At 55.6% G+C, this 25,282-nt stretch carries 19 protein-coding genes; 4 read left to right on the top strand and 15 right to left on the bottom strand.

Annotation, left to right across the window (positions count from 1 at the left end; genetic code table 11):
• The first annotated feature begins 11 nt into the window (after positions 1-11).
• From A6B37_RS04915 to A6B37_RS25945, 4 genes are read left to right on the top strand one after another with little or no spacing between them, the layout of a single operon-like run.
• On the top strand, positions 12-2,078 hold the full coding sequence (locus A6B37_RS04915; RefSeq protein ID WP_246842366.1) for a capsular polysaccharide biosynthesis protein: 2,067 nt from the start codon (positions 12-14) through the stop codon (positions 2,076-2,078).
• Positions 2,075-3,370 (top strand): capsular biosynthesis protein, encoded by a 1,296-nt coding sequence (locus tag A6B37_RS04910; RefSeq protein ID WP_111825076.1) that lies wholly within the window; start codon positions 2,075-2,077, stop codon positions 3,368-3,370. The genes A6B37_RS04915 and A6B37_RS04910 overlap by 4 nt, the downstream gene beginning before the upstream one ends.
• Positions 3,370-4,356 carry a glycosyltransferase gene (locus tag A6B37_RS04905; protein WP_111825075.1) on the top strand — a complete coding sequence of 329 codons (987 nt, stop codon included), beginning with the start codon at positions 3,370-3,372 and terminating at the stop codon, positions 4,354-4,356. Before A6B37_RS04910 ends, A6B37_RS04905 begins: the two co-directional genes overlap by 1 nt.
• A 53-nt stretch (positions 4,357-4,409) precedes the next feature.
• On the top strand, positions 4,410-5,852 hold the full coding sequence (locus A6B37_RS25945) for a hypothetical protein (RefSeq protein ID WP_146747996.1): 1,443 nt from the start codon (positions 4,410-4,412) through the stop codon (positions 5,850-5,852).
• Between the two features lie 513 nt (positions 5,853-6,365).
• Here the strand turns inward: A6B37_RS25945 and A6B37_RS04900 are convergent.
• From A6B37_RS04900 to A6B37_RS04830, 15 genes are all read right to left on the bottom strand, one after another.
• Positions 6,366-8,963: a YqiA/YcfP family alpha/beta fold hydrolase gene (locus A6B37_RS04900; protein ID WP_111825074.1), complete on the bottom strand. Its 2,598-nt coding sequence runs from the start codon at positions 8,961-8,963 to the stop codon at positions 6,366-6,368.
• Positions 8,964-8,984: 21 nt separating this feature from the next.
• Positions 8,985-11,123 (bottom strand): glycosyltransferase, encoded by a 2,139-nt coding sequence (locus A6B37_RS04895; protein ID WP_168202114.1) that lies wholly within the window; start codon positions 11,121-11,123, stop codon positions 8,985-8,987.
• A gap of 77 nt (positions 11,124-11,200) precedes the next feature.
• Entirely contained in the window at positions 11,201-12,478 is a 1,278-nt protein-coding gene (gene wecC, locus A6B37_RS04890; RefSeq protein WP_111825072.1) for a UDP-N-acetyl-D-mannosamine dehydrogenase, read from the bottom strand.
• A 7-nt stretch (positions 12,479-12,485) separates the two neighbouring features.
• Positions 12,486-13,610 carry a UDP-N-acetylglucosamine 2-epimerase (non-hydrolyzing) gene (gene wecB / locus A6B37_RS04885; protein WP_210405775.1) on the bottom strand — a complete coding sequence of 375 codons (1,125 nt, stop codon included), beginning with the start codon at positions 13,608-13,610 and terminating at the stop codon, positions 12,486-12,488.
• A gap of 27 nt (positions 13,611-13,637) precedes the next feature.
• Entirely contained in the window at positions 13,638-14,294 is a 657-nt protein-coding gene (locus A6B37_RS04880) for an ABC transporter ATP-binding protein (protein WP_111825071.1), read from the bottom strand.
• A 21-nt stretch (positions 14,295-14,315) separates the two neighbouring features.
• Positions 14,316-15,101, bottom strand: a complete 786-nt coding sequence (locus A6B37_RS04875; protein ID WP_111825070.1) for an ABC transporter permease — start codon at positions 15,099-15,101, stop codon at positions 14,316-14,318.
• 1 nt (position 15,102) lies between these two features.
• Positions 15,103-16,092: a polysaccharide biosynthesis/export family protein gene (locus A6B37_RS04870; RefSeq protein ID WP_246842365.1), complete on the bottom strand. Its 990-nt coding sequence runs from the start codon at positions 16,090-16,092 to the stop codon at positions 15,103-15,105.
• Between the two features lie 132 nt (positions 16,093-16,224).
• A complete protein-coding gene (locus A6B37_RS04865) occupies positions 16,225-17,331 on the bottom strand; it encodes an ABC transporter permease (RefSeq protein ID WP_111825068.1) in 1,107 nt (368 codons plus the stop codon).
• 231 nt (positions 17,332-17,562) lie between these two features.
• Positions 17,563-19,149: an LTA synthase family protein gene (locus A6B37_RS04860; RefSeq protein WP_111825067.1), complete on the bottom strand. Its 1,587-nt coding sequence runs from the start codon at positions 19,147-19,149 to the stop codon at positions 17,563-17,565.
• Positions 19,142-19,948 (bottom strand): SDR family NAD(P)-dependent oxidoreductase, encoded by an 807-nt coding sequence (locus A6B37_RS04855; protein WP_111825066.1) that lies wholly within the window; start codon positions 19,946-19,948, stop codon positions 19,142-19,144. The genes A6B37_RS04860 and A6B37_RS04855 overlap by 8 nt, the downstream gene beginning before the upstream one ends.
• Positions 19,941-21,014 (bottom strand): phytanoyl-CoA dioxygenase family protein, encoded by a 1,074-nt coding sequence (locus tag A6B37_RS04850; protein ID WP_246842364.1) that lies wholly within the window; start codon positions 21,012-21,014, stop codon positions 19,941-19,943. Before A6B37_RS04850 ends, A6B37_RS04855 begins: the two co-directional genes overlap by 8 nt.
• 102 nt (positions 21,015-21,116) lie before the next feature.
• Positions 21,117-21,617, bottom strand: coding sequence for a Dps family protein (locus tag A6B37_RS04845; RefSeq protein ID WP_102771297.1), 501 nt, complete (start codon positions 21,615-21,617; stop codon positions 21,117-21,119).
• Positions 21,618-21,734: 117 nt separating this feature from the next.
• A complete protein-coding gene (locus A6B37_RS04840) occupies positions 21,735-22,685 on the bottom strand; it encodes a LysR substrate-binding domain-containing protein (protein WP_102771298.1) in 951 nt (316 codons plus the stop codon).
• Positions 22,686-22,747: 62 nt separating this feature from the next.
• Complete coding sequence (recG, locus tag A6B37_RS04835) at positions 22,748-24,838, bottom strand: ATP-dependent DNA helicase RecG (RefSeq protein ID WP_102771299.1); 2,091 nt, start codon at positions 24,836-24,838, stop codon at positions 22,748-22,750.
• A 43-nt stretch (positions 24,839-24,881) separates the two neighbouring features.
• Positions 24,882-25,268: a Rid family detoxifying hydrolase gene (locus A6B37_RS04830; protein ID WP_102771300.1), complete on the bottom strand. Its 387-nt coding sequence runs from the start codon at positions 25,266-25,268 to the stop codon at positions 24,882-24,884.
• Positions 25,269-25,282: the final 14 nt, after the last annotated feature.

Below are 25,282 nucleotides of genomic sequence, written 5' to 3'. Positions count from 1 at the left end.
CCCATATCGCCATGTCGTTCGCCACCTTTTCGCGCCAACTCTCGCGCCTGCCCCACCTCGAAACCTTCGTAGGCGGCCGAGTGACGCATCTGAGCCTGGGCCAGATCCTTGGCGTACGTAGAATGAGCGCCGTGTATGGTTGGGGATTCCGGCCCTCCACTCGTCTTCCGCGCAAGCTCGCTGGCCAATTCGGCATACCGTTCATCAATCTGGAGGACGGCTTCTTGCGCTCTTTCGCGCCCGGAAGAGCCTATCCGCCGGTGTCGCTGGTGGTTGATCATCAGGGGATCTACTACGCGGCGGATCGCCCTTCAGACTTGGAAACACTGCTGGAATCCGACATCGACGTTCTGGAAGGACCTGGAGCCGGCTACGCACAAGCGCGCGAACGCATCCTTGCCGAGGGTCTGAGCAAATACAATCACGCACCAGATATCGACTCACTGCCCGGGCCCCGAAACTGCTCGCGCGTTCTGATCGTAGACCAGACCCGTGGTGATGCCAGTGTGACGCACGGAATGGCGCGGGCCTCTACATTCGCCGAAATGGTTGCGGCCGCAAGGCGGGAGAACCCCGACGCGACGCTCTACATAAAAACCCACCCCGAAGTCAGCAGCGGCGCCAAGCGCGGATATCTTTCCGACTTTCCGGCCGATGAACGCTGCATCATGCTGCGCGACGCAATTTCACCCGCCAGCCTGCTCGGGCAAGTCGACAAGGTCTACACCGTCACCTCGCACATGGGTTTCGAGGCCCTATTGCGCGGACTTCCAGTGCATTGCTATGGGCTTCCCTGGTACGCAGGATGGGGGTGTACCCATGACGCCTTCAACTGCGAACGGCGCACGAAACGTCGTACCGTGGAAGAGCTTTTTGCAGCGGCGTACATGCACTACAGCCGCTATCTCGATCCCGAGACCGGCCAGGCAGGCACGATATTCGACGCCATCGAATGGCTCGCAAGACAACGACGCACGCATCGTCGGCATTCCGGTCGCGCCATCGCAATCGGCTACCGACGGTGGAAAGCCGACAACGTTCGACCGTTTCTCCGATTCAACGGCAAGGCACCGCATTTCGTAAAGGATGCCGCGGCTGCAGCCGCGCTGAAGCCGACGGCCATCGATCATTTGGTGGTGTGGGGCACGGACGCGCCGCCGCCCGTGCAAGCCCTGGCCCACGCCAGCGGAGCACGATTGCTGCGCATGGAAGACGGTTTTGTACGTTCCGTCGGACTGGGATCGGACTTCATACCTCCCCGTGCACTCGTGCTTGACAGTCAAGGCCTGTATTTCGACCCTCGACAGGCCAGCGACCTGGAATCCATGCTGAATACCCGCGAATTCACCGACGTGGATCGCGCGCGAGCGCGGCGGGTTCGTGAATTGATCGTGGCCAACGGCATCACCAAATACAATGTCGAACCCAATATCGCGCCGACGTGGAAGAACCCGGACCGCTATACGCTATTGGTCCCTGGTCAGGTCGAGGACGACGCCTCGGTGCGCCACGGTTGCCAGGACGTGCGCAACAATCTACAACTGCTTCGCGCGGCGCGACTTGCAGCACCCGACGCCTTTATCGTCTACAAGCCTCACCCCGATGTCATGGCCAACAACCGCATCGGACGCCTACATCAAAAAGAGGCCTTGGAGTTCGCCAACACAGTCGAAACCCATGCCTCCATCGTCAGTTGCATCGATGCATGCGACGAGCTCCATACGATGACCTCGCTGAGCGGCTTTGACGCCTTGCTGCGTGGGAAGCCCGTGACTACATACGGGAGCCCGTTCTACGCTGGGTGGGGCCTTACCACAGATCGGCAACCCCCGCCGCGCCGCGAACGCAAGCTCACTCTGGACGAACTGGTTGCCGGCGCCCTGCTGCACTATCCGATTTACTTCGATGCACGCCTCAATGGTTACACCACTTGTGAGGCCACACTTTGCAACTTGATTCAGACTCGTGATCTTTTGTTGGCCAAAGGCATGTATGCACCTCTCCGCCAGACGAAATGGCGGCGGCAATGGAATAAAATCGTGCTCTGGACTCGAGCAGGGTTTACGGTGAAGCGATGAGCCAAGCTCAGCGTTTTCTATTTTTGCAGGGCGTCCGGTCGCCGTTCTTCCGACGCCTTGGCCGTGCCCTCCGTGAAGCAGGTCACTACGTCCGCAAAGTCAACTTTTCGGTCGGAGACTCTTTCTACTGGCGTTCGGGAAATGCCGTGGCCTACCGTGGCTCCATGGATCGCCTGAAAGACTTTTATCAGAATGAGTTTGAGGAGCACTCCATCACTGATATAGTCCTATTCGGTGATTGTCGGCCCGTACACCGCCCCGCTATTAATCTCGCCCGACAACGGGACATTCGCGTACATGTGTATGAGGAAGGTTATTTTCGTCCCTTCTGGATCACATTAGAACGTGACGGCGTCAATGCGCACTCGCGCTTACCGCGTGATGCCGAGTGGTACAGGATACAGGCCAAGGCAGTCCCACACTATGACAACGGTGAGCCCTTTTCGGCGCCCTTCTGGCTACGTGCGGCCTACGATGTCGGCTACAACATCTGGGCCGGCCTGAATCCTATCCTGCACCCTGGCGTAAAAAACCACGTACCGTACTCACCAGCAACCGAATACCTTGGATATCTGTGTCGAGGCATACGAGTCAAATTCCTTGCACCGAGATCCCGCCGTATCGAAGCAACACTAATCGCTGAAGCGGACAAGTCACCGTTCTACTTGTTGCCACTCCAACTCGACTCGGATGCACAAATTGTGCATCACTCCCCATTTCAGAGCATGACTCATGCGATAGACAGAGTCCTTGAGTCCTTCGCTACACAAGCTCCTAAACATAGTAGGCTCGTGGTCAAAATTCACCCTCTCGACCCCGGTCTTGTTAATTATGACAGATACTTGAGACAAGTTGCCCGAATCAACGGAATTGCTGATCGGATCTTCTATCTGGAGACTGGGAATTTACCGGCGCTATTAAGCGCGGCAAAAGGTGTGATTACTGTCAATAGCACAGTGGGAAGCTCGTCTCTTATCCACGGCCGTCCTACCATTGCTTTGGGATGGGCACTATATGATATACCTGGCCTTACATTTCAAGGATCGCTGGATTCATTCTGGGAAGGCGGTCAGGCGCCCGATGGGAAGTTGTTCCATAATTTTCGAGACACCGTAATTAATCATACACAAATTAATGGCGGATTTTATTCAAAAACCGCCATCGACAAAGCGATCTTTCATAGCCTGCCACGACTTTTACAGCCCAGTTCCGTACAGGAATCCAAATCAAATATTGATACGCTGTCGATCAGCGAACTGGAATCAGCCCAACTGCCCCGTACGACAAATTAATGAAAATTGCCTTAATCGCCGACGCCTTGACCACTTCTTGTCTACGAGAACGATGGCATGTCATTAATGTAACACCATTAAACTATCGGTTGACGTTACGGTACGGAAAGCCTGACTTTCTATTTGTAGAATCTGCATGGCAAGGTGATCGGGACCGCTGGAAATATAAAATTGCATCATACCCCGATCATCCACAACGAAACAACGGGGCATTGCGTAAAGTCGTCACCTATGCTCGCGATCTTGGCATACCAACGGTCTTTTGGAATAAAGAAGATTCTGTACATTTCGATCGCTTTATCGACAGCGCTCGTTTTTTTGAACATATCTTTACCGTAGATGAAAACTGCGTTCCACGCTACATTGAAGCGACCGGTGGCAATGCTAGCGTGGACACCTTGCCTTTTGCTGTTGAAAGCAAATTCCATTACTTCAAAGGTTTTTCCTTCGAAATTCCGCGTGCAAATTTCGTCGGCAGCTATAGCCGGCATATACATACTCGGCGCCGACTATGGCAGGAGATGATGTTTACTGCCTGCGCGGAATCTGGCATGCCAATTAACGTGTACGACCGTAATTCCAACCGCCAATCTTCAAACTATCGCTATCCATCGTACCCGGGGCTAGTCGTCAACCCCGCCGTTCCATATGCGGAAACGGGGGAAATCTACCGGAAACATCTAGTGTCGCTGAACGTGAACACCGTAGAAGACTCTCCTACCATGTACTCCCGTCGTCTCGTGGAAATTCTCGCTTGCGGTGGGATTGCGGTGACCAATCCCAGCCTAGCCGTGGACAGATACTTCTCGGACTATTGTCATATCGTCAGCGATATTGCAGACTGCCGAGATCTAATCAAAAGGCTTTTAAAGGATGGCCCCACTTCCAGAGACCAAGAACGTGCAAGAGCCGGGGCAGAGGTCGTTAGAAAGAGGCACTCATGGGACGTTCGGCTCGAACTGATAAGAAACACAGTTGGAATTTAGATCTGCCATGCAAAAAACAGTAAACATCAATACAATTCGGTTGGCTCTACAACATGGATGCAATTAAATTCATCAGCTACCAACTGCAACATCCCGGGCAGGTCACTCTAACTTGGAAGCACTCCGAAAATCTAACAGGGGTATTCAAAGAGACGCGCCTCTACGTCAAGTTCGATGAGGCCATCACACTGGATGCGGATATTGCGCAGTACATGTTTTTCAGTGTTGTCATACCCTGCTATGCAACGATACATCGACAACCGTTCGTCGTCGACTTTCCCTTCAAAACGGATAAGAGAATTGCCGAAACGATTCTCCGCTATTTCAATTTTTCCCAGGTCAAGGTACACATAGGCACCTCTGACGGCCCATCCTTTCAACACGGCGGGAATAATTGTAGAACACACGCGCTGTTCTATGGCGGAGGAAAGGACTCTTCACTCTCTGCCGCCATACATGCTGACCTATATGGCGCGGAAAAAACAACCTTATTCCGCTTGGTATGGGATAGCGACATCGCCAATCTTTCAAAAAAAAGGGAAATAATTTCAGATCACTTGAGTTTCCTGCAAAATAGGGGATTCGAGGTACAGTTCGTAGAAAGCAATTTTCATTGCGTCATCGAAAACCGTGATGTCGGAAAATCAGCAAATTTTGCACTATACCCAGGCTTGATGGCGCCTGCTCTAGCAGCAGGAAAATATATACAAGCTGCACATGGCTATGATGGCAGTGAATTTCACCTCGGCACTAATCCGTCGCAAAGGGCCCGCTTTGCCTTGGTGAGACCTGAATTCATCTCGGCCTATGCGAACGCTACAAGTCTGACGTTAAAACGCAATTTTGCCGTACGAAATTTCAACTATGGCCTAGGGCCGACTCCCGCATTCAAGTTACTTTCGGCCGCCTATCCAGAATATTACTCTAATATTTATATGTGTGAAAGACTGGGTGGAAAATGGTGCCTAAAATGTCGAAAATGCTTTACCTACGCCATGGCCAGCCTTGCCAATCAAAAGGAATGCGACTTCAACCTCGGATACTATTTTGAAAATTCTCAGTATGTACGAGAGTTGGTAACTGACGTCGAGTCAGGTTTCGCCGACTCTCCGACACAATTCCCCCCTCAGGTCGATAAATTCGCCCACCGGAATCATACCTGCGCGATCATACAACTTTCTCGTCAGATCGATCCGAGCTATGCGAGAGAGAAATTGTGGCATAAGAAGTATCGCAACGCATTTCTCAATCTCGTACGCATTATAGAGCCCTTTCGTTACTTTGATTATCCCGAACACTCCAAATTCTGGCTACGGGCATTTGAGGAAGACCAGCACTTTGCGGAGATCAGCATAGAAGAACAACAACGAGAAAAAACAATACTTCTCGAACGTTGCTCTGCGGCGCAAGTTCCGATCAATAGCGATTACGAGTTGAGTGGGGTCAATGTCAGCAAAATCGTCAAGTATAGATATATCAATCGCTACGAGCGCTAATGAGCACCGGACAGATAAACATTCGGTGCATCGAATTCTATACATATAGATTTGCATCTAAAATCGACATCTGGTTACAGAGCTACTATTGTCGGCGCGCTAACATAATGATTCCTTTCACCAAGCAATCTTACTTATGGCATCAGAATCTACCCAACGAGTATCCAGCAATCAAGAACTTGCACTTGAGATTGTTAAGGCAGCGTTAGCCGGCGGAGCGTTGAATCATGCGGCACTCACTGTCCAAGCTGAAAGCGCAGCCAAGCAAGCAGTGGCAAAGGCTGCAGTCGACTCGGCCTACATTACAAGGCTTTTCCAGAGCACGCTGGACCGCTTGAATCAACTAAAATAAAGAATGTTGGGCCCGCAGCTAGTAGTGGCTGCGGAAGCCAATCTAGCCGTCACAAAGTGCTCGGCGAGGCCCTCTGATTAACGAGCGCCTCGCCACTTTCCATAAGAGGCCAAACGACAGCAAGCCACCCGCTGGCTACGATCGATAGGCCGACATACTGATCAGAGTTTCTCAATAATGTCCAGATACCGCAACGTAGTTTCCTTGTCCGGCGGAGAATGACCAAGTAACGCGTCTTCGTATAGCAAAATATTCAGCATCTTGGCTTCGCTTTGTCGTGCGCGCTCAATGTCGGTAATATAGAACTGTCCCTCTTTAAGCTGCTTCAAATACAGTTTCAAATGCAGCTCATAATGCCGATCATCCTTAACATTCTGAATTATATATGTCCTAGCGGTCCGATAAGGGGACGGCAAATCGACGACAATTCTATCTCGATACTGACACGCGCTCACTTGCAGCGGCTGGCTCGGATAGCAAGCCTGCATCATCCTTTCGTAGTGGCTTTGCACATAATTAAACAAAAAAATCTGCGGATTTACGGCCACGACTCTAGCGTCGAGGAACCTGTCTGCAAGTTTTAGTGCAACAAATCCTCCCGCAGAAGAGCCTAATATTTTCATGCGAGAGGATGTGAATCCATTATTACTCAGAATAGACTCAATTATCTCGGCCAGCAAATTAACAGCGTAAGAATTTTCGTTTCCTTGAAACCATCCGATCGAAATATCGTTATCGGCCGTAATCGTAGGATCCGAGAATGAGATAACACTGGTGCCAAGCTCCTTTGCCCAGCTATGCCGTTGGAAATCGACCAAACCTTTTTCCCGGTTTATTGCGCCAGGAAGTAGTATTGTTAGATCACGAGATTCAACGACGTTTGCATAAAAGTAAAACCTGAGGCCACCAATCTCGGCGGAATAGGTCGCCGCGCCGGGTTTGAGCTTAAAAGCCTCTTCATTATCGTCAAACGAAAAATGCGGGACTCCTTTTAGCATTCTGCCATCAAAATTTGTCTTGACGGAGACAGATTCAACCTTATCAGAGTCTATCGATTCTGCAACAGCGACTTCCCCCGCCGGAGCCCCTCGCACCCCATTCGAAGCAGAGCTAAATGTAAAGCCATTGGCGACGAACCCCTGCACTTCATTGTGTTCTTCCTCGCCGAGAGCGAGCGTTGTGATGATCGAACGTTGTTTATCGGTGGACGAGAATCCGATCGCCCATGCAGCCTCAAACTTATAATCTTTCTCGGAAATCAAGCCGTTGAGCGTATCTTCATCTCCGTGATAGGCACTAACCTGCAACCCTTCATCCATGCACTGCACGATCAAAGAGCGCGTCTTATCACCGGCAACAATTTTATTTCCCGAAATCGACGTTACTTTGAAGCTGGGCGACAAATGAAACCACTGGGTAAACTTTTTGGCACGCTGAAAAACCAGTTCATCGAAAACCGCTACCCAGCGCCCTGGACAAAAGTACAATTTTCTTGCGTGGTGGATCGCGGGATACTCAAGCGATGCCGATATGCAGTATACGTTTTCATCGACCCTTCTGAGATTCCGAATAGCCGAACCGTATGGTTTTATCTTTATGATATCGAAGTTTTCGATTTCAACAGAATTATGCGCTCTTGCGCTTAAGAAGTAATTTCTATATTTGTCGCTGCGATAACCGTATTTCCCGCCATCACAAACAATACGCTCCCCCCGATCAAACCAATCGAAGGACAGACAATCCCGATGTTTGTGCGATTTGGAATGATAAGCCGCCGTCATAAACAGCATCGAAGCAGCGTCGGGAGCGGAGTTCCACGCCGATCGGACGACGGCGTAGCCGCTTTCATGAAAGTCGCTGGTCAGTGTATCCCGATTTTCACGATCTTCCGGTTGCAGTAAGAAGTTGACTGAGCGCTGTGGAGTGAGGATAGAATCGCCGACGCAGATAGGCCTCGCGAGAGGATCAACCAACCATCTCTTGCGTTCCAACGCTTTTGATATACGCTCTGAAATTACATCACTGCCCTTGTACCAGCCTGTTTGAGTTACCGCCTCAAACGTAGCACACACATAAAAATGGTAATGCGGCGAATGTTCCAAATGAACTCCATTCACCCCAAACTGACTTTTGACCAATTCCTCCATCTGCCGGATACCATAGGCCAAGATCTTGTTCTTTTGCTCCCCATTTTCAAGGAACTGGCACAACGCGACCAGCCCCTGCATCTGAAAAATTCCATGATTGTTGAGGCTGAACACTTTCTCGTGGCTCAGGTGACGTAGGTGCTTTAATCCAATTTCTTGGATAAAAGCCATATCCTTTTCCTCCACAGCCAACTGATACGACGCGATCCTATCCAAAAAGAAAGCAATAACGAGAGCCCGAAACCCAACCGACATATCGTACCAAGCATAGCTTTCTGGCATCCTAGTCGTCTTTATGTCCTCCTCGTCACCTCCATAAACAGAGTACCAATCGCGTGAAAATTCGAGAAATATTTGCACGAGCTTTTCTTTCTCGCCATACTCGTCAAAAATATTCATAATCGCGTGAAAATAGGTCCAGCCCTGAAGTTGCATTCTCCAGTTCCGATCTTCCGCGCGGCCCTTAGCTTCCCAGTCAATGGGGCACTCTAGAAAAAATGGCTCGCAGTCATTTCGCGGTTTGAATAATTTTTTATTTATTATAAGATCGACGCTATCATCGTAAGCGCCATAAGGAAATATTCGATGCAAAAAAGATGCGAGCGGAATCATATCTGAAATGCCCCCCAACTATCAATTATCAGAAATCTTATTATATATGGATTGCACTATCTGAGCCGAATGGCTCCAATCCCTGTATTTTTTTACCCAATCACGACCAGTTTTTCCTAAGCGCTCCCTGACATCTTGGTTGTCAATCAGCAGCTTTAATTTTTTCGCCAAATCCTCATATCTACCCTTCTCAAAGACCAGCCCGTTGGAACCATCTTCTATGATTTCTGTTAGCGCGGCACAACTGGATACCACCACGGCCTTTCCGCATGCCAGCGCTTCAAACGGTTTTAGCGGCGAGACAATTTCGCAAACCATAAAAGGTTCCCGAGGAAAAGGCGTGATGTCGACCAACGAATAGTATCGATTTACTAAGGCATGCGGCACCCGGCCCGTGAAGATTACATTTCGCTCCAGGCACAGTGTAGCGGCCAATCCCTTTAAGCCGTCTAATACGGCTCCGTCTCCAACAATCAAAATCTTGAAATTCGAAACTCCATCGTCCAACAACGTTCGACCGGCACGAAGCAAATCGTACAGACCTTCATAGTTTACAACAGAGCCAATATAGCCAATGACCACATCCGAAGGTGCTATATCTAACTGCGTCGCGAGTTCCAAGTCTCGTTTCTCAGACGGAGTAAATAGGTCGACGTGAACGCAATTGGGAACGACTGATATTTTGTTCCGATCGACTCCGCGGCTGACCATTACCTCTTTTAGAGCCTCAGTAATCGTTATAACGTGATCAGCATGGCGGCAAGCCTCTGCCTCCATTTTCGCCATGAATTTGCAATAGTCGGAATGCTCCCAGTTCTTCTGCCGCGACATTCGTGTTACTTCCCACAACCCGCGAACCTCGTAAACCGATGGCACCCCCAGACGGCGAGCAGCAAGACTCGCAGCAAGTCCGTTGGGATAGTTGGAGGCCGCGTGAATAAGCCGTACGCGCTGTTCTCGCCCATGCCGCTCCAACTCCCCGGCGAACACCTCGACGTACTCCTCAAGGGTTAAGCTACTCTTCCGTGTCGACTGATTTGCACGAAAATACTCTATTCCCTCCACAATATCGATTGGGGGAATCGTCGGTGGGAGCGAATGGCTAATATACTTTTTATGATCGGTTGGATATCCGGGCCGAGAAAAACCTGCGGGAGTATAGTGACCCAGGTTTTTGATGCCGGTGAGAAGTCCATGCGTGCGTGTCGCATAACCGCCGGAATTGTATGGCAGGGAGTTATGTAGCAGATAAAAAACCTTAGAAGCGCGTTCGTAGCTGCTGCACTCAGTGACAACCGGCATATCGAAGCCGTTTTCATAATTGCGGATGTCCGCCACGACTCTTCGCGACGTATGCTTCCAGCCATACGGAGCGTCCTGATTAACTTCGTCAATAAAGTCGCGGAGTAGGTATAGACATCCTTGCTCTACCAGTAGCGTACGTACTCTGTTTGCCGTTTCCAAATCCGCCATCAATCGATAAGCGCACCACCCGACAATTGGGGCAATCGGAGCATTCAAATCAACGTAGTGGCTAAACGCTTTGGAGCAAAGCAAATGCTTTTGTATGGTAGAGTTTTTGCCATACCAGCTCTGAATGAGCTTCTCCACTTCATCCACCGAGAAATCTGAAGCCATGCGATTCAGGCGCGTCGCCACGAACTTATCGATCCTAGCAACGAGATCGGCAGCTTCGGCCACTGAAGTCACTGTGACACGTTCTATCGTGGCACCTGCGAGGAGGGTTGCGTTCGAATCTCCCCTTGCGTGAATTTCAAGCTTCAGCACCCTTGTTTCGGCCGGTACGGGCACAAAAAGATGAAACCGTTGCCCGAGTGCACTGCCCGGAAGGTATTTATATTGCCCATATTTGGCGGAGTCAGAGAACCCAGTCAGATTCTTTTCTGGCAGTATTTTTTTATTGTTGCCATCGAACAAATTGACTGCCAGTATTGCAGCTTTGGCTATGTCACGCTCCTGAGTTAAGATCTTTCCCGCAACAATAAAACCTTCAGCTGGATTATTCCTAGCCAAGTTGAAGACAATTTTCCTTTCACGCAGATTGCGGTCCGATGAATTCAGGCGAACAATCGACGTGCGCCTACGCCTTGATAGCAAGAAAGCGCGAATATATTTTTTAATTTTCTTGATCAAGAACACAACAATCTCCGGCATTCCTTCAAAATTAAATAGGGGGGACATCCCCCCCTATCTATTCGTTCTAAACTCAGCAACTCTTAGTTGAGCCAAACGCCCTTCGCATCGACGAGAATCTGATCTTTCCTGAATTCAGGCTTCAACTCCATAAACTCCTGGTGGTCCACCAGCATCACGACAACATGGCATTCTGCGATTGCTGTCTGAATATCTTGTAATTGCACCCCCAGATCCTTCAGACTGCTCGGAAGTTCGTTAATATTCGGTTCCACAGCAATCAGCTGTCCTCTATACTCCTTAGCAAGCGTATGGACGATATCAAGCGAGGGACTTTCTCTCAAATCATCGATGTTAGCCTTGAACGCTAGACCGAAACATCCGACTTTTACTGCGGCTTCCGAGATTCCTTGACTGGACGCAACGCTTCTGATTGCGTCAACAACCTTCCCTTCCACCCATCTTGGCTTCGCGTTATTGGTCTCCCGTGCTTGGCGGATCAGCTTGGCGACATCGGGTGCGCTGTGTACGATGAACCAGGGATCAACCGCGATGCAATGCCCCCCTACGCCCGGTCCCGGTTGCAGAATGTTCACGCGAGGATGATGGTTCGCCAGCTTGATTAATTCCCATACGTTGATATTTAGCCGATCGCAGATCAAGGACAGCTCATTTGCGAAGGCTATATTTGCGTCGCGAAACGCATTCTCCGTAAGTTTGCTCATCTCTGCAGTGCGAGCGTCGGTAACCAACAACTCACCCGCCACGAAAACTCGGTACACATCCACGGCACGCTCGCTGCAAGCCGGAGTAATTCCACCGATGATACGGTCGTTTTGCACCAGCTCTCGCACCACCTGCCCAGGAAGAACGCGCTCCGGACAATATGCTATGTGCACATCAGGCTTGTCGGTGGCCGACATCGGAAATCGGAGATCGGGTCGCGCTTCGGTCAGCCATTTAATCATCTGTTCCGTCGTTCCGACTGGGGAAGTGGATTCCAAGATGATCACATTACCCCGCTCTAATACTGGCGCGATTGAACTGACCGCGGCCTTGATATAGCTAAGATCTGGCTCGTAATCGCCTTTGAACGGAGTAGGCACTGCAATAACAAAGGCTTCGGCCGGTTCCGGAACAGTGGAAGCGCGAAGGTAGCCTTCTGTGACCGCCGCATGAACAAGCAGGTCAAGCTCTGGTTCGACGATATGAATCTTACCGCTGTTGATTGTATCAATTGCATGCTGGTTCACATCAATGCCAATCACTTTTACCTTGCGGGACGCAAACATAGCCGCAGCTGGCAGGCCGATATAGCCGAGACCAACTACCGAAACGGTGGCCACTTTAGAGTTCTGCATATCTCACCTATTTCCAATTCTTCAGAACATTGATTATTTTTTCACATGCCTTACCATCACCATAAGGGTTATGAGCCTCGCTCATCGCGAGATATTCAGCCTTATCGTTTAACAGCAGCTTTACATGGTGAATTATTTTTTCTTTCTCCGTCCCCACTAGTCGAACAGTCCCCGCATTAATGCCCTCCGGTCGTTCAGTAGTATTTCGCATTACCAGCACTGGCTTTGCAAGCGAAGGAGCCTCCTCCTGGATCCCACCAGAGTCGGTCAAAATTAAATATGAACGCCCCATCAAGTAAACGAATGGCAAATACTCAAGAGGCTCTATCAAATGAACGTTAGATAGGCCATTCAGCAATCTGTTGACCGGCTCACGAACATTGGGATTCATGTGCACTGGATAGACAAAATCGACATCCGGATATTCGGTAGCCAATTCTCCTATGGCATGACAGATATCAATAAAGCCTTGGCCGAAGTTTTCTCGACGGTGGCCGGTAATCAACACCAATTTCGCGTCATTCCTGAGAAAGGAAAACGTATTACGCATACCGGCAAGTAGGCTTTCATTGCTTTGAATCTCCCGATCGACCCAAAGCAGCGCGTCAATCACTGTGTTTCCGGTCACATGAATACGGGACTCGGAAATACCTTCGGCAAGCAGGTTGGCCCGGGCACCAACAGTCGGAGCCAAATGCAGACTCGCCAAAGCGCCGGTGAGTTTCCTATTTGCCTCTTCGGGCCACGGCGACAGTAAGTCACCGGTGCGCAAGCCCGCCTCTACATGGGCGATAGGAATCTTGCTATAAAAGGAAGCCAAACTCGCACACAAAGTCGTAGACGTATCTCCGTGAACTAGCACCAAATCAGGCTTGTATTCTTCCAATATCGGGGTCAGGGAGACAAGTATATTGGAAGTAATTTCCGTCAGAGTCTGGCCCGGTTTCATGACGTTTAAATCAAAATCGGGCGAGATATCGAAGAGGCTTAGAACTTGGTCGAGCATTTGACGATGCTGAGCGGTCACGCAGACCTTGCTCTCAAAGTCCTCCTCTCGCTCTAATAGCTTGACCAAAGGAGCCATTTTTATGGCTTCAGGCCTTGTTCCAAAAACAGTCAACAACCTCACCAAAAGCCTCCGAAATTAATCACGTAATTGCTAACCCGCTTCATACGCGGCAATACCTTCCTCAATATCTTCATACTGAAATACCTGACCATCTTTCACTAGCAATATTAGGTCGCACATTCTCCGAACTTGGCTCATGCCATGCGTTACAAGAATTATGTTTGCCTGGCCGGTACGATCCCGAAACGCCTGGATAGCCTTTTCTCGGAAATGAGCATCTCCGACAGACATTGCCTCATCGACCAGGTAATAATCGAAATCGATCGCGAGACTTAGACCAAATGCAACACGCGCGCGCATCCCAGAAGAATAGGTTTTTACCGGCTGGTCAAAATAACTTCCGATCTCAGCGAAATCTTCCACATACTTGACCAAGCGAGTCATAACTTCGCCTTCTGCGCCATGAACGCGGCATACAAATTTCACATTTTGGCGCCCTGTCATAGAACCCTGAAATCCGCCAGACAATCCGACCGGCCAGGAAATGCTTTTCGTCGTTTCCACTTTGCCACTGTCGGGCATATCAAGCCCGCCCAGCAGCCGCATCAATGTCGACTTTCCCGCTCCGTTTTTTCCAATTAATGCGATATTTTTATCCGAAGGAATGACGAGGTTTAGGTTTCGGAATACATAACGTCTACCCGCATTAGTTCGGTACGATTTTGTTAAATTTTTCAACTCGATCATTTACGTCAGCCCGAATCACCTTTATATTGCAACGAGCTGTAACCGGCGAGTACGATATAGGACCATCCCCACAAACAGCATAGTCAGCGATATCTTGGCGGCATAAATAAGGTCTATTCCCACAACATTCGGATAGTGCAGAAAAGTGCCCACACGAAGCTCATCAATAATATGCAAGAAGGGATTCCACATCATCCACTCAAGAATTTGACGAGGTAATAGCCATAATGGAATGATCACACCCGACAAAAAATACAATGGCAGAAACATTATGCGGAGAAATGTCTTAAGTTCTGGAAATGCATCGGCTATCACGCACAAGACCAGCGCCAAACCGAACGATAGAACGCACCCTATCCCCAGCGCCAAGATCCAGTGCAGCGGACTGTGAATCGCCACATCAAATCCGCCCCAGAATCCGAGACCGAAATTTAATGCCAGATAGACGCATGCCATCAATGAAAACTCGACGATGGCGCGCGCAATAATTGCGTCAAAGGGCTTAATTTGCCTATAAGAAAATAATGCGCGATTGGCATTTACCGCTTCCATGCCTTTCAGGGCAATATTCTTAAAAAGGATGTATGGGACGATTCCCGTCACGAGAAAAACCGCGTAATCGAATCCAGGTAGAGTCTTCCCTCGAATGACAATAAACACTGTCATGAGCACGAGTACATGGGCGATTGGCTCAAACACGAACCAAAAAGCGCCCAGACGATTTACTCCAAATCTACCGCGCATTTCCCGCAGAATCAGCGCAAAAATGACTGTCCGCGATATCTTCCAAGGCGAGCGCCGCAACATGTCAAAACCCGTTAATGGTGCGACCCAATACCAACACTTGCACGATAGGGGAAATTATCTTTTGCCATTCGTACACCGCCGCGTTAGTCACGTAAATTGCGTCTTCAGGTTGAACCAAAAATTGGCGAGCAAGGAACATCGCTGCGGGCTCTTTCAGATTAAGCCGGAATACTTGCGCTTTGGGTGTGGCCTGGCCAGTGACGGTGTCTTTCTCGTCGACCAGACGAAACACGAACACACCCGCAGCATCCGCTTTGGCCTCGCTCAACCCTTTCACGGTGCCAAGCACTTCGAGCAAGCTGGGATTATTCGAAGGAAGATCATGCAGACCAGGATCCCCGACCGCCCCCATTGCCACAAAACGCTTTCGAGCACGCTCCAGCACGATTTCCGCACCAGGCGGAACGACTTGGTTTTTGCCCGCCAGCAAATCTTGATAATTGAACTGATAGGACTTTTTGCCTGTGCGAACAACAACGCGGATAAGGTGGGGCTCCAACACTGGCCCCCCGGCTTGATTGATCGCATCCAAGAGGGTTAACGGCCCCTGCAACGCGGAAAACCGACCCGGAGTCTTGACAGCTCCCGCAACCAATACGGAACCCGAAAGATCGCCCGTAAGCGCGACTTGAACCTGCACATCGCTGGTGATCCCCTTGAGCTTCCTGCGTATCAAGCCCTCAACTTCAGCGGTGCTCTTACCAGCAACACGTTCCTGGCCAACGTACGGTAGCGATATGGTTCCCTTGCTATCGAGCCGCACATTTTCGAAAACCGTGCCGCCGGTAGCCAGCGGTGCAAAAATAGCGCCTTCCGAAGCGCTATCGGAGATCATTACGCGCAGTACGTCACCCGCCACCAAACGGACGTCGGGAACCGCAGGCAAAGCTACTGCGGCTTCTATGTCCGGCTCGGGCAATCGCATGTATGGAGCAATCGTCTGTGCGGTGATATCGATAAGTGTGTAGGCTTGCGAGTCTTCACTCGTCATTACTGCGTGACGCGATGGCCCTGCAGCAGACAATAAGCTTCCGCAGCCTGAGAGCAATAATGGCAGACTGAGGGCAGCGGCTATAATAACAGGGCGATAAGAATAAACTTTCATTTTTGCTATTGCCAATTATTAATCGCGGTGATCTTCAATTGTGGCGATCACGAACCTGGCAATGCCGTACAGCAGCAACAGTGCAATAAATATGGTGATCAGGTTGTAGGCACGGTCCGGATATATCGCCTTATCGGGCGCATTAGGAGACACCACAGTAACAAGACTGCGCAGCTTCTTGCTGGCCTCAATGCGGGCAGACTCGACCGAGCTGACAGCAAACTTGTACGCTTCTTCTGCGATCGCTGCATCGATAGTCAAATTCCGGTAGCGAGAGGCCACGACATTGAGTTTGTCTCCGTCCTTCTGCGAAACTAGCCGCTGAATTTCTGCAGCAAGCTGCTGCTCGAGCGCCTGAATCCGGTTTCGTTGTTGACGGATTTGAGGAGTATTCGCACTAAGCGTCGCAAGCAGCCCTTTCAGGGTCGTTCGCTCTTTTGTCAGATTGGCTTCAAGCTCCGCAATGATGTTCGCCCGCGCTTTGGCCGTAGCTTCTGCATCCAACAAGCTGTTGTTGCTCTGAAAAACGAGCATATCTTCGCGCCGCTCTTCGTAGGCTGCACGAGCCTTCGCCAGTTCGCTTTGCGCGAACGCCATCTGTTCACGAGCCATGCGGTGCGACAGCTCGTTTACAAAGCGCTCGCTCTCACCGAGCATGATTTTCAGAACTTTCTCTGCAAATTCCGCGTCAAATGCCTCAACACTCACATTGAGAAGTCCGGTTTGTTCATCGAAATGCGCGGTCACTAGGCGCCGGTAGTAATCAAGTAGATCTTCCCGTTGAGCATCACTCGATAACCAGTAAAGAGGATCTCGCCAGCGATTCGCATAATGCTCAGACCAATTGGCCTTCTGTTGCAGCACATTGAGCATATCCTGCGACGTTAGAAACTCCCGAAGATAAAGGGTCTCTTCGCGCGACGTTGGATTAAGCCCGCTTAACATGACAGCCAAGCCCGGTATCTGCGGAGCCTCGTTATTACCCACCTGGCGAACGGCCACCTGTGCGGTGCTCACATAGCGATCCAAGGCGAAGAAGCTGTAATACAAGACCGCGAGTATCATCGGAACGCCCACCACGCATACGAAAAGGCGCTTCGATTTCAATTTGTCAAAATTTATCATCTAATATTTGCTTTTATTGCACATTGCATCAATTTGTACAGGAAATTTACAATCGTTCCCAATTCAAGCTGGATTATTTGGTGGCGCCGCGATTGTACCGGCAATTGCGAAGGAGGCTGTTACATTGGCCGCCGATAGAGGAATAAAAATTGACGTTTCATTTCCATATATTTCTTACGTTTCTGTAGCTCTTGGCCGAATGGCGCTACACTTCGCATTTCTGCTCGTTATTCACCCTAGTACGACGGGAGCTAGGTAAGCGTCTCCGAGTTGCATCACATCGGTAATCGTGGTCTGCAGCGCTCCGCATTCAGATCGCCACACGATATAGTCTGTTCTCCCGTCCCCTTCCCCCATTTCCGCATACACACCGGACATGATCGGCACATGATCCCCAAAGATGCACAACGAAGCCGGCCTGTTCCGTCCCATCAGCACCTCCCTCACCCTCCCAAACATCGCATCCGCATTGCGCAAATGCCGCGCATAGGCCACCAGGTCCCGGCAGCCGTCCGGCATCGGTCCCTTGAACACGTCCGCCACATCCGCCTCATCCACGCTCTCCCAATGCAGCGGTCCATGGTTCTCCATGGTGATCACGTGCAGATACAAGGGTTGGTCTGATTCCTGTTGCAGCATGTGAGCGATGTAATCGCCCAGCGCCCTGTCCCCCACGTAGGGGCCGTCCCGTCTGGCGTGCTGGAAGGCTTCGATGCCGATGAATTCGTCGAATCCCAGCAGCGGCAGGACTTTGTCCCTCCGGTAGAAACTGCGGTGGTACGGATGGACGCAGACGGTGCGGTAGCCCAGCGATTTGAGGTATGACGCGATCGTGGGAAAGCCCTGGCCGGCCAGTCTGCGGTAGGGGTTGTATTGGTGGATGCCCAGTTCGTCCGGCCCCATGCCCGACAGGAAGGCGAATTCGGTGCGTACGGTGTTGGCGCCCCAGGCCGGGACTTTCAATTGGCCGTGGGCGATGGCTTCGGATTTGAGCTGGTCGAAGTTGGCCAGGATGTCTTCGCGCAGGATCTGGGGATAGGCGCGGCGGGCGTCGAAGAAGGACTCGCTCTGGATGACGACGAGGTCGGGCAGCGGGTCCGGCAGGACGTCCGGGGGTTTGACGTTGGCGAACGGGGCGCGGCTGCGCAGGTCTGCGGTGGGCTGGCGTTCGGCGCGGCCGTAGGCCCAGAGGGCCGCGATCAGGCCCAGGCGACGCAGGTCGTTGCAGGCGTCGAAGCCGACGGGGTTGCACCTGCCGGCAAGCATGGCCAGGGCAAGGCCGGCGATGGCCAGCGCGGCGGTGTGGGCGAAGAACGGGATGAGCGGCGCGGTGGGATCGAACAGGTGTTCCTGGGGCAGTTCGGCGAACGATACCAGCCACAGGCCGGCGCCCGCGGTGACGGAGTCTTCCAGCGCCAGTCCCGCCCACAGGGCGGCGCCGTACCCTCCTCCGGCGGCCAACGCCCGCGCCAGGCCGAAGAACGGCAAGTACAGGCGGGGATGCTTGATGGCGTCGGTGAAGTATTCGAAGTCGGGGTAGACGAAGGGTTCGCGCAGCGCGTGGTATTTGGCGTTGTTGACCAGGACGATGAGGAGCTGGATGGCCAGGACGTTGGCGACGGCGAAGTACGGGCGCCGGAACAGGGCGAGTTCGAGCGCGAAGGCCAGGGTCCAGACGCCGAGGTGCGCGCCCAGCGCGGCCGCGGGCCGGCGCCACGGGGCGACGGGGCGCGGCACGAGCAGAGTTTCGATGGCCCAGGTGAGCGCCAGTCCTATCAGGTAAGGCGGCAGCAGCGGGATCCAGAAGGCTTCAATCACCGTAGCCCAACCTTTTCAGTATCCAGCCGGATACCGCGGGGTGGATGACGGAGAGCAGGAAGCATCCCAGGTTCAGCGGAAAGGGAAAGCTGATGCGGGCGCGGTTGGCCTGCAGGCCGCGGCGGATGACGCGGGCGGCTTTGTCGGCTTTCCAGAGGAAAGGCTTGGGGCCCGGCATGTCGAAGCACATCTGGGATTCCACGTACCCGGGCATGACGACGTTGAAGCGGATGCCCTCGGCGTCCAGGGCGTCGCGCATGGCTTCGCCGTAGGCTTTGACGGCGGCTTTGCTGGCGCTGTAGCTGGGGGTTTCGGGCAGGCCGCGCCAGGCCGCCAGCGAGCTGATGAGGGCGATCTGGCCGTGGCCGCGCCTGCGCATGGCGGGCAGCGCGCCGTGCACGGTGGCGAATACGGCTTTGATGTTGACGTCGAGCAGGCGGTGCACGTCGCGCCACTGTTCGCCTTGCTGCTGCGGGCCGGTGTTGATGTTGACGCCGGCGTTGGCGATGACGAGTTCGGGCATTTCGGCTTCGCACACGTCGGCCAGCCAGGCCATCAGCGCGTCATGGTCGCGCACGTCGAGTTCGTGGGTCAGGACGCGCGCGCCCAGCGCCTGGCAGGCGGCGCGCAGTTCCTGCAGGCGGTCGGCGTTGCGCCCCTGCAGGATCAGGGTCTTGGCGCCGGCGGAGGCGTATTCGAGCGCCAGGGCGCCGCCTATGCCGCCGGTGGCGCCGGTGATCAGGACGCAGCGGGGGAAACCGGGTTCGCGGGTTTCGGCACGGGGGTGGACGCTATTCATGGCCAGTATCGGTAGGCGCGACGCGGCGCCACGGGTTGCGGCGCAGGCCCAGGGCTTCGCCCAGGTCGCGGGCGCGCCAGTAGAGCGGCACGGTCCTGCCCTTCAGGCCGGGCAGGCCCTGGAGGTCCCAGCCGGTCCAGGGCAGGAAGGGGTTGCGGCGGCCGTAGCCCCAGATTTCGATGCGGGTGGACGGATGGCGGCTTGCGCCGCGGGCGTGGAAGCCGGAGGTGTCGGCGACCACCAGGGTGTTTTTCTTGACGGCGAAGGCCCGCGGCTCGGGGTAGCCCATGCGGCGCAGCGCGGTGCGCGAGACGCGCAGCGAGCCGCGTGCGCTCATGCGGTCGAGCGTGCAGGCGTCGATGGACTGGCGGCGCAGCCAGGCGAGCCTGCGGCGGTTGATGCGGTGCGAGCCGGGCACGTAGACGAAAGGCCCCTCTTCCGCGCCCACGTCGTTCAGGAACAGCCAGGCTTTCACGGTGGGATGGAAGGTGTCGGAATGCAGCTGCAGCTGCGGGTCGGCAGGCGCCGGGCGCGCGTGCGCCAGGATGGTCTGCAGGTAGTTCATGGGATGGCAGCGGAACGACCCGGCATAGCTGAGCAGCCCCAGCCATTGTTCGCCTTGCAGCAGCTGGCGCGTGGCCGGCATGTGTTTGAGCGCGCCGGCGTCCAGCGACATGCGGCGGGTGATGGCGTCGCCCTGCTCCATTTCCCGCACCTGGCCGGCGGCGCTGGCCAGTTCCCGTTCGACGGCGGCCAGGGTGGCCGCGGGCAGGAAATCGGGCTTGAGGATGAAGCCGTCGCGGTCGAAATCGCTACGGTCCTGTTCGTCCAGGAGGTGGGCCAGGCGTTTACGGCGACTGTCGGCCAGCCGCTGCGCCAGCCGCACGCGGGCGATGTGCAGGCCGGCGCGGTTCAGCCTGCGGCTGCCGAGGATGGGATTGTCTTTGAAGGATTTGGCTTCGGTCGCCAGCGCCAGCACCCACACCGGCGCGCAGAGCCAGCGCAGCCAGTGCGCGGCGGATGGGAAGGTGGCAGAAGGTGGCGTCTGGGGCGTTTTCTTTGGCACGTCGCATAGACATGGCCGCCTCTCGGCGGCCATTGTCGGGGTTCACAAAGATCCGGCCGTCGGTAAGGACGGCCGGCCATTGTAAGCGAATCGCACCAAATTTTATTGAAGCAGGCTGCGCAGCATCCATGCGTTCTTTTCATGCACGTCCAGGCGCTGGGTCAGCAGGTCGGCCGTGGGCTGGTCGTTGGCGGCGTCGGCCTTCTCGAAGGCGGCGCGCGCGGTCTTGGCGACGGATTCGTTGGCGGTGACCAGCAGGCGCACCATTTCCAGGGCCTCGGGCACGGCGTCCGGCTCGGAGATGGACGAGAGCTTGCTGAATTCGCGGTAGGTGCCGGGCGCGTAGTGGCCCAGTGCGCGGATGCGTTCGGCGATGCTGTCGAGCGCGTTCCACTCTTCGGTGTACTGGGTCATGAACATCAGGTGCAGCGTGTTGAACATGGGTCCCGTGACGTTCCAGTGGAAGTTGTGCGTCATCAGGTACAGCGTGTACGAGTCGGCCAGCAGTTTGGACAGTTCGCCTGCGACGGCGGCGCGGTCCTTGTCCGAGATACCGATGTTGATGCGCGGAACGCTGGAGGTCTTCTTGGGGGACTTGGCCATTGCTAACTCCTGTTGGTGAAATTGCAAAACAAGAATACCACTGCGGGGATGATGATTTGCGGCAAAGTTGAGCGCCGGCGCCGTCAGGCGCGGCAGGTGTTGACGATGCGCAAGCGATCAGTCCTGCATCGCCGCGACTTCGTCGGTCAGCATCCGGACGCCGGGCAGTTCGCAGGCGTAGACAGCCTGCGCCAGCGCCTCGATGGCGGCCAGCCTGGGGAAGCTGCGGCGCCAGGCCAGCACGATGCGGCGCTCGGGCACCTGGCCTTCGAACGGCAGGTAGCGCAAGAGGCTGTTGGCCGGCGGCTGCTCGGGCACGGCGGTCACGGGCAGGACGGTGACGCCGATGCCGGCGGCCACCATGTGGCGGATGGTTTCGAGGGAGGAGCCTTCGAAGGTGCGCTGGATTCCGTCGCTGGCGGCGGAGAAGCGCGAGAGTTCGGGGCAGACTTCCAGCACCTGGTCGCGGAAGCAGTGGCCGCTGCCCAGCAGCAGCATGGTCTGCTGCTTGAGGTCCTGCGCGTCGATGGCCTTGCGCCGCGCCAGTTCGTGGTCGTTGGGCACGGCCACGACAAAGGGTTCGTCGTACAGGGGCTGCATGACGAGGCCGGCTTCGGGTAGCGGCAAGGCCATGATGGCACAGTCGATTTCACCCTGGCGCAGCAGTTCGACCAGCCGCACGGTGAAGTTCTCCTGTAGCAGCAGCGGCATCTGCGGGGTGCGCGCGATCTGCACCGGCACCAGCCTGGGCAGCAGGTACGGGCCGATGGTGTGGATGACGCCGACCCGCAGCGGGCCGGCCAGCGGGTCGTGGCCCTGGCGTGCGATTTCCTTGATGCTCGCGCTCTCTTCCAGCACTTTCTGCGCCTGGGCGACGATGCGCTGGCCGATTGGCGTGACGCCGACTTCGGCGCCGCCGCGTTCGAAGAGCGTGACGCCCAGTTCGTCTTCGAGCTTGCGGATCGCGACCGAGAGCGTGGGCTGGCTGACGAAACAGGCCTCGGCCGCGCGGCCGAAGTGGCGCTCGCGCGCGACGGCGACGATGTATTTGAGTTCGGTGAGAGTCATGGTGGACTACGCCCCCGCGGGTTGTGCGCCGGCGGCAGCGCCGGCGGTCGGTAGGTAATGGTTCATGTGCGCAGGAAATCCTCGCGCCCGCGCATCCAGCGCGCCAGGTGGGCCTCGACGGCCTCGGGGTACTCGGCGCGCAGCCATACGGCGGCGTCGCGCGCATCCTCGGCGATGGCGGCGTCGGTTTCCAGGTCGGCGAAGCGCAATAGCGCCATGCCGGACTGGCGCGTGCCCAGGAATTCGCCCGGGCCGCGCTGCTCCAGGTCGCGCCGCGCGATCTCGAAGCCGTCGGAGGTTTCGAACATGGCGCGCAGGCGTTCGCGCGCGACCTGCGACAGCGGGGTCTGGTAGAGCAGCACGCAGACCGATTCGGCGGTGCCGCGCCCTACCCGGCCGCGCAGCTGGTGCAGCTGGGCCAGGCCGAAGCGCTCGGCGTGCTCGATGACCATGAGGGAGGCGTTGGGCACGTCGACGCCGACTTCGATGACGGTGGTGGCCACCAGCAGGTCGATGTCGCCGTCGCGGAACGCCTGCATGACGGCGGCTTTTTCGGCTTGCGGCAGGCGGCCGTGCACCAGCCCGATGCGCAGGTCCGGCAGGTCGGCGCGCATGCCTTCGTAGGTGTCGACGGCGGTTTGCAGCTCCAGCGCCTCGCTTTCCTCGACCAGCGGGCAGACCCAGTAGGCCTGCTGGCCGCCGCGCGCGGCCTGGGCGATGTGGGCGATGACTTCTTCGCGGCGCGCGTCCGAGACCAGCTTGGTCAGGACCGGCGTGCGCCCCGGCGGCAGTTCGTCGATGACGGACACGTCCAGGTCGGCGAAGAAGGTCATGGCCAGCGTGCGGGGTATGGGCGTGGCGCTCATGTTGAGCTGATGCGGCACGATGCGCCCGCGCACGGTTTCGCCCTTGCGGGTGAGCGCCAGGCGCTGGCCGACGCCGAAGCGGTGCTGTTCGTCGACGATGGACAGGCCCAGGCGGTGGAATTCGACATGGTCCTGGATCAGGGCCTGGGTGCCGACCACCAGTTGCACGCTGCCGTCGGCGGCGGCGGCCGCTGCTTCGCGGCGCGCCTTGGCGGTGAGGCTGCCGCTGAGCCAGGCGACGTTGACGCCCAGCGGCTGCAGCCAGGACACCAGCTTGCGGAAGTGCTGTTCGGCCAGGATTTCGGTGGGCGCCATCAGCGCAACCTGGGCGCCGCCGGCGATGGCCTGGGCGGCGGCGATGGCCGCCACCACGGTCTTGCCGCTGCCCACGTCGCCCTGCAGCAGGCGGTGCATGGGGTAAGGCTTGGCCAGGTCGGCCGAGATTTCCTGGACCACGCGCTGCTGCGCGCCGGTGAGCTTGAACGGCAGCGCTTCGTACAGGCGCGCGACCAGGCCGCCGGGTTCGTTGCGCACGGGCAGCGCCTCGGCTTCCTTGACGCGGCGCGCGGCGCGCGCGGCCGCCAGCGAGAGCTGCTGGGCCAGCAGTTCGTCGAACTTGATGCGCCGCCAGGCCGGATGCACGCGGTCCAGCAGCGCGGCCTCGGATTCTCCCTGGGCGGGCGTGTGCAAGGCGCGGATGGCGGGCTCGAAAGGCGGCAGGTCGTAGCGGGCGCGGGCGGCTTCGGGCAAGGTGTCCGACAGGTCGGCGCGGTCCAGCGCCTGCGCGATGGCGCGGCGCAGCGTCAGTTGCGGCAGCCCTTCGGTGCTGGGATAGACGGGGGTCAGCGCGGTGGGCAGCGGCGCGTCGGCGCTGGTCATGCGCGGGTGGATCATCTCGCGGCCGAACAGGCCGCCGCGGACTTCGCCGCGCGCGCGCAGGCGCTTGCCCACGGTGACTTGTTTCTGCTGGCTGGGATAGAAGTTCAGCCAGCGCAATTGGAGTTCGCCGCTCTCGTCGGCCAGGGTGGCGGTGAGCTGGCGCCGAGGGCGGTACAGCACCTCGGATTTGGTGATCTCGCCTTCGACCTGGGCCGGAAAGCCGGGTCTGAGCGTGGAGATGGGGACGACGCGGGTTTCGTCTTCGTAGCGCAGCGGCAGGTGCAGCACGAAGTCCTCGGGCAGCACCAGGCCCAGGTTACGGAGCTTGCGCTCCGTATCCGTCATGGCCTTGCCGGCGCCTTGGGTGTCGGCGCCGGATCGCTTGGAGGCTGCTGCCGCGGCCGGCATGAAGAAATAGACCCCCCTGGGTGCGAAACGTCCCGGGCGGGTCCTACAGGACCAGGATGGCTTCGACCTCGAACTGCGCGCCCTTGGGCAGGCTGGCCACGCCAATGGTGGAGCGCGCCGGGAACGGCTGCGGAATGATCTCGGCCATGATGGCGTTGGCGGCGGTGAACTTGCCCAGGTCGGTCAGGAACAGCGTGAGCTTGACGACGTTGTCGAGCGTGCCGCCGGCCGCCTTGATGACTTCCTGCATGTTGGCGAAGGCCTGGCGCACCTGGGCGTCGAAGTTCTCGGAGACGAGGTCGCCGGTGCCCGGTTCGAGGCCGATCTGGCCCGAGAGGTAGACAGTCTTGGTGCCGCTTGCGGCAACCGCTTGCGAGTAAGGGCCGACCGCGGCGGGCGCGGTGTCCGTATGGATGATTTGCTTGCTCATGGGCGGAATCCTTG

This window comes from Achromobacter sp. HZ01 (genome assembly GCF_003267925.1).
In the GTDB taxonomy this organism is placed as follows: Bacteria; Pseudomonadota; Gammaproteobacteria; order Burkholderiales; family Burkholderiaceae_B; genus Achromobacter; species Achromobacter pulmonis_A.
This window is presented reverse-complemented; position numbering and strand designations above follow the sequence as displayed.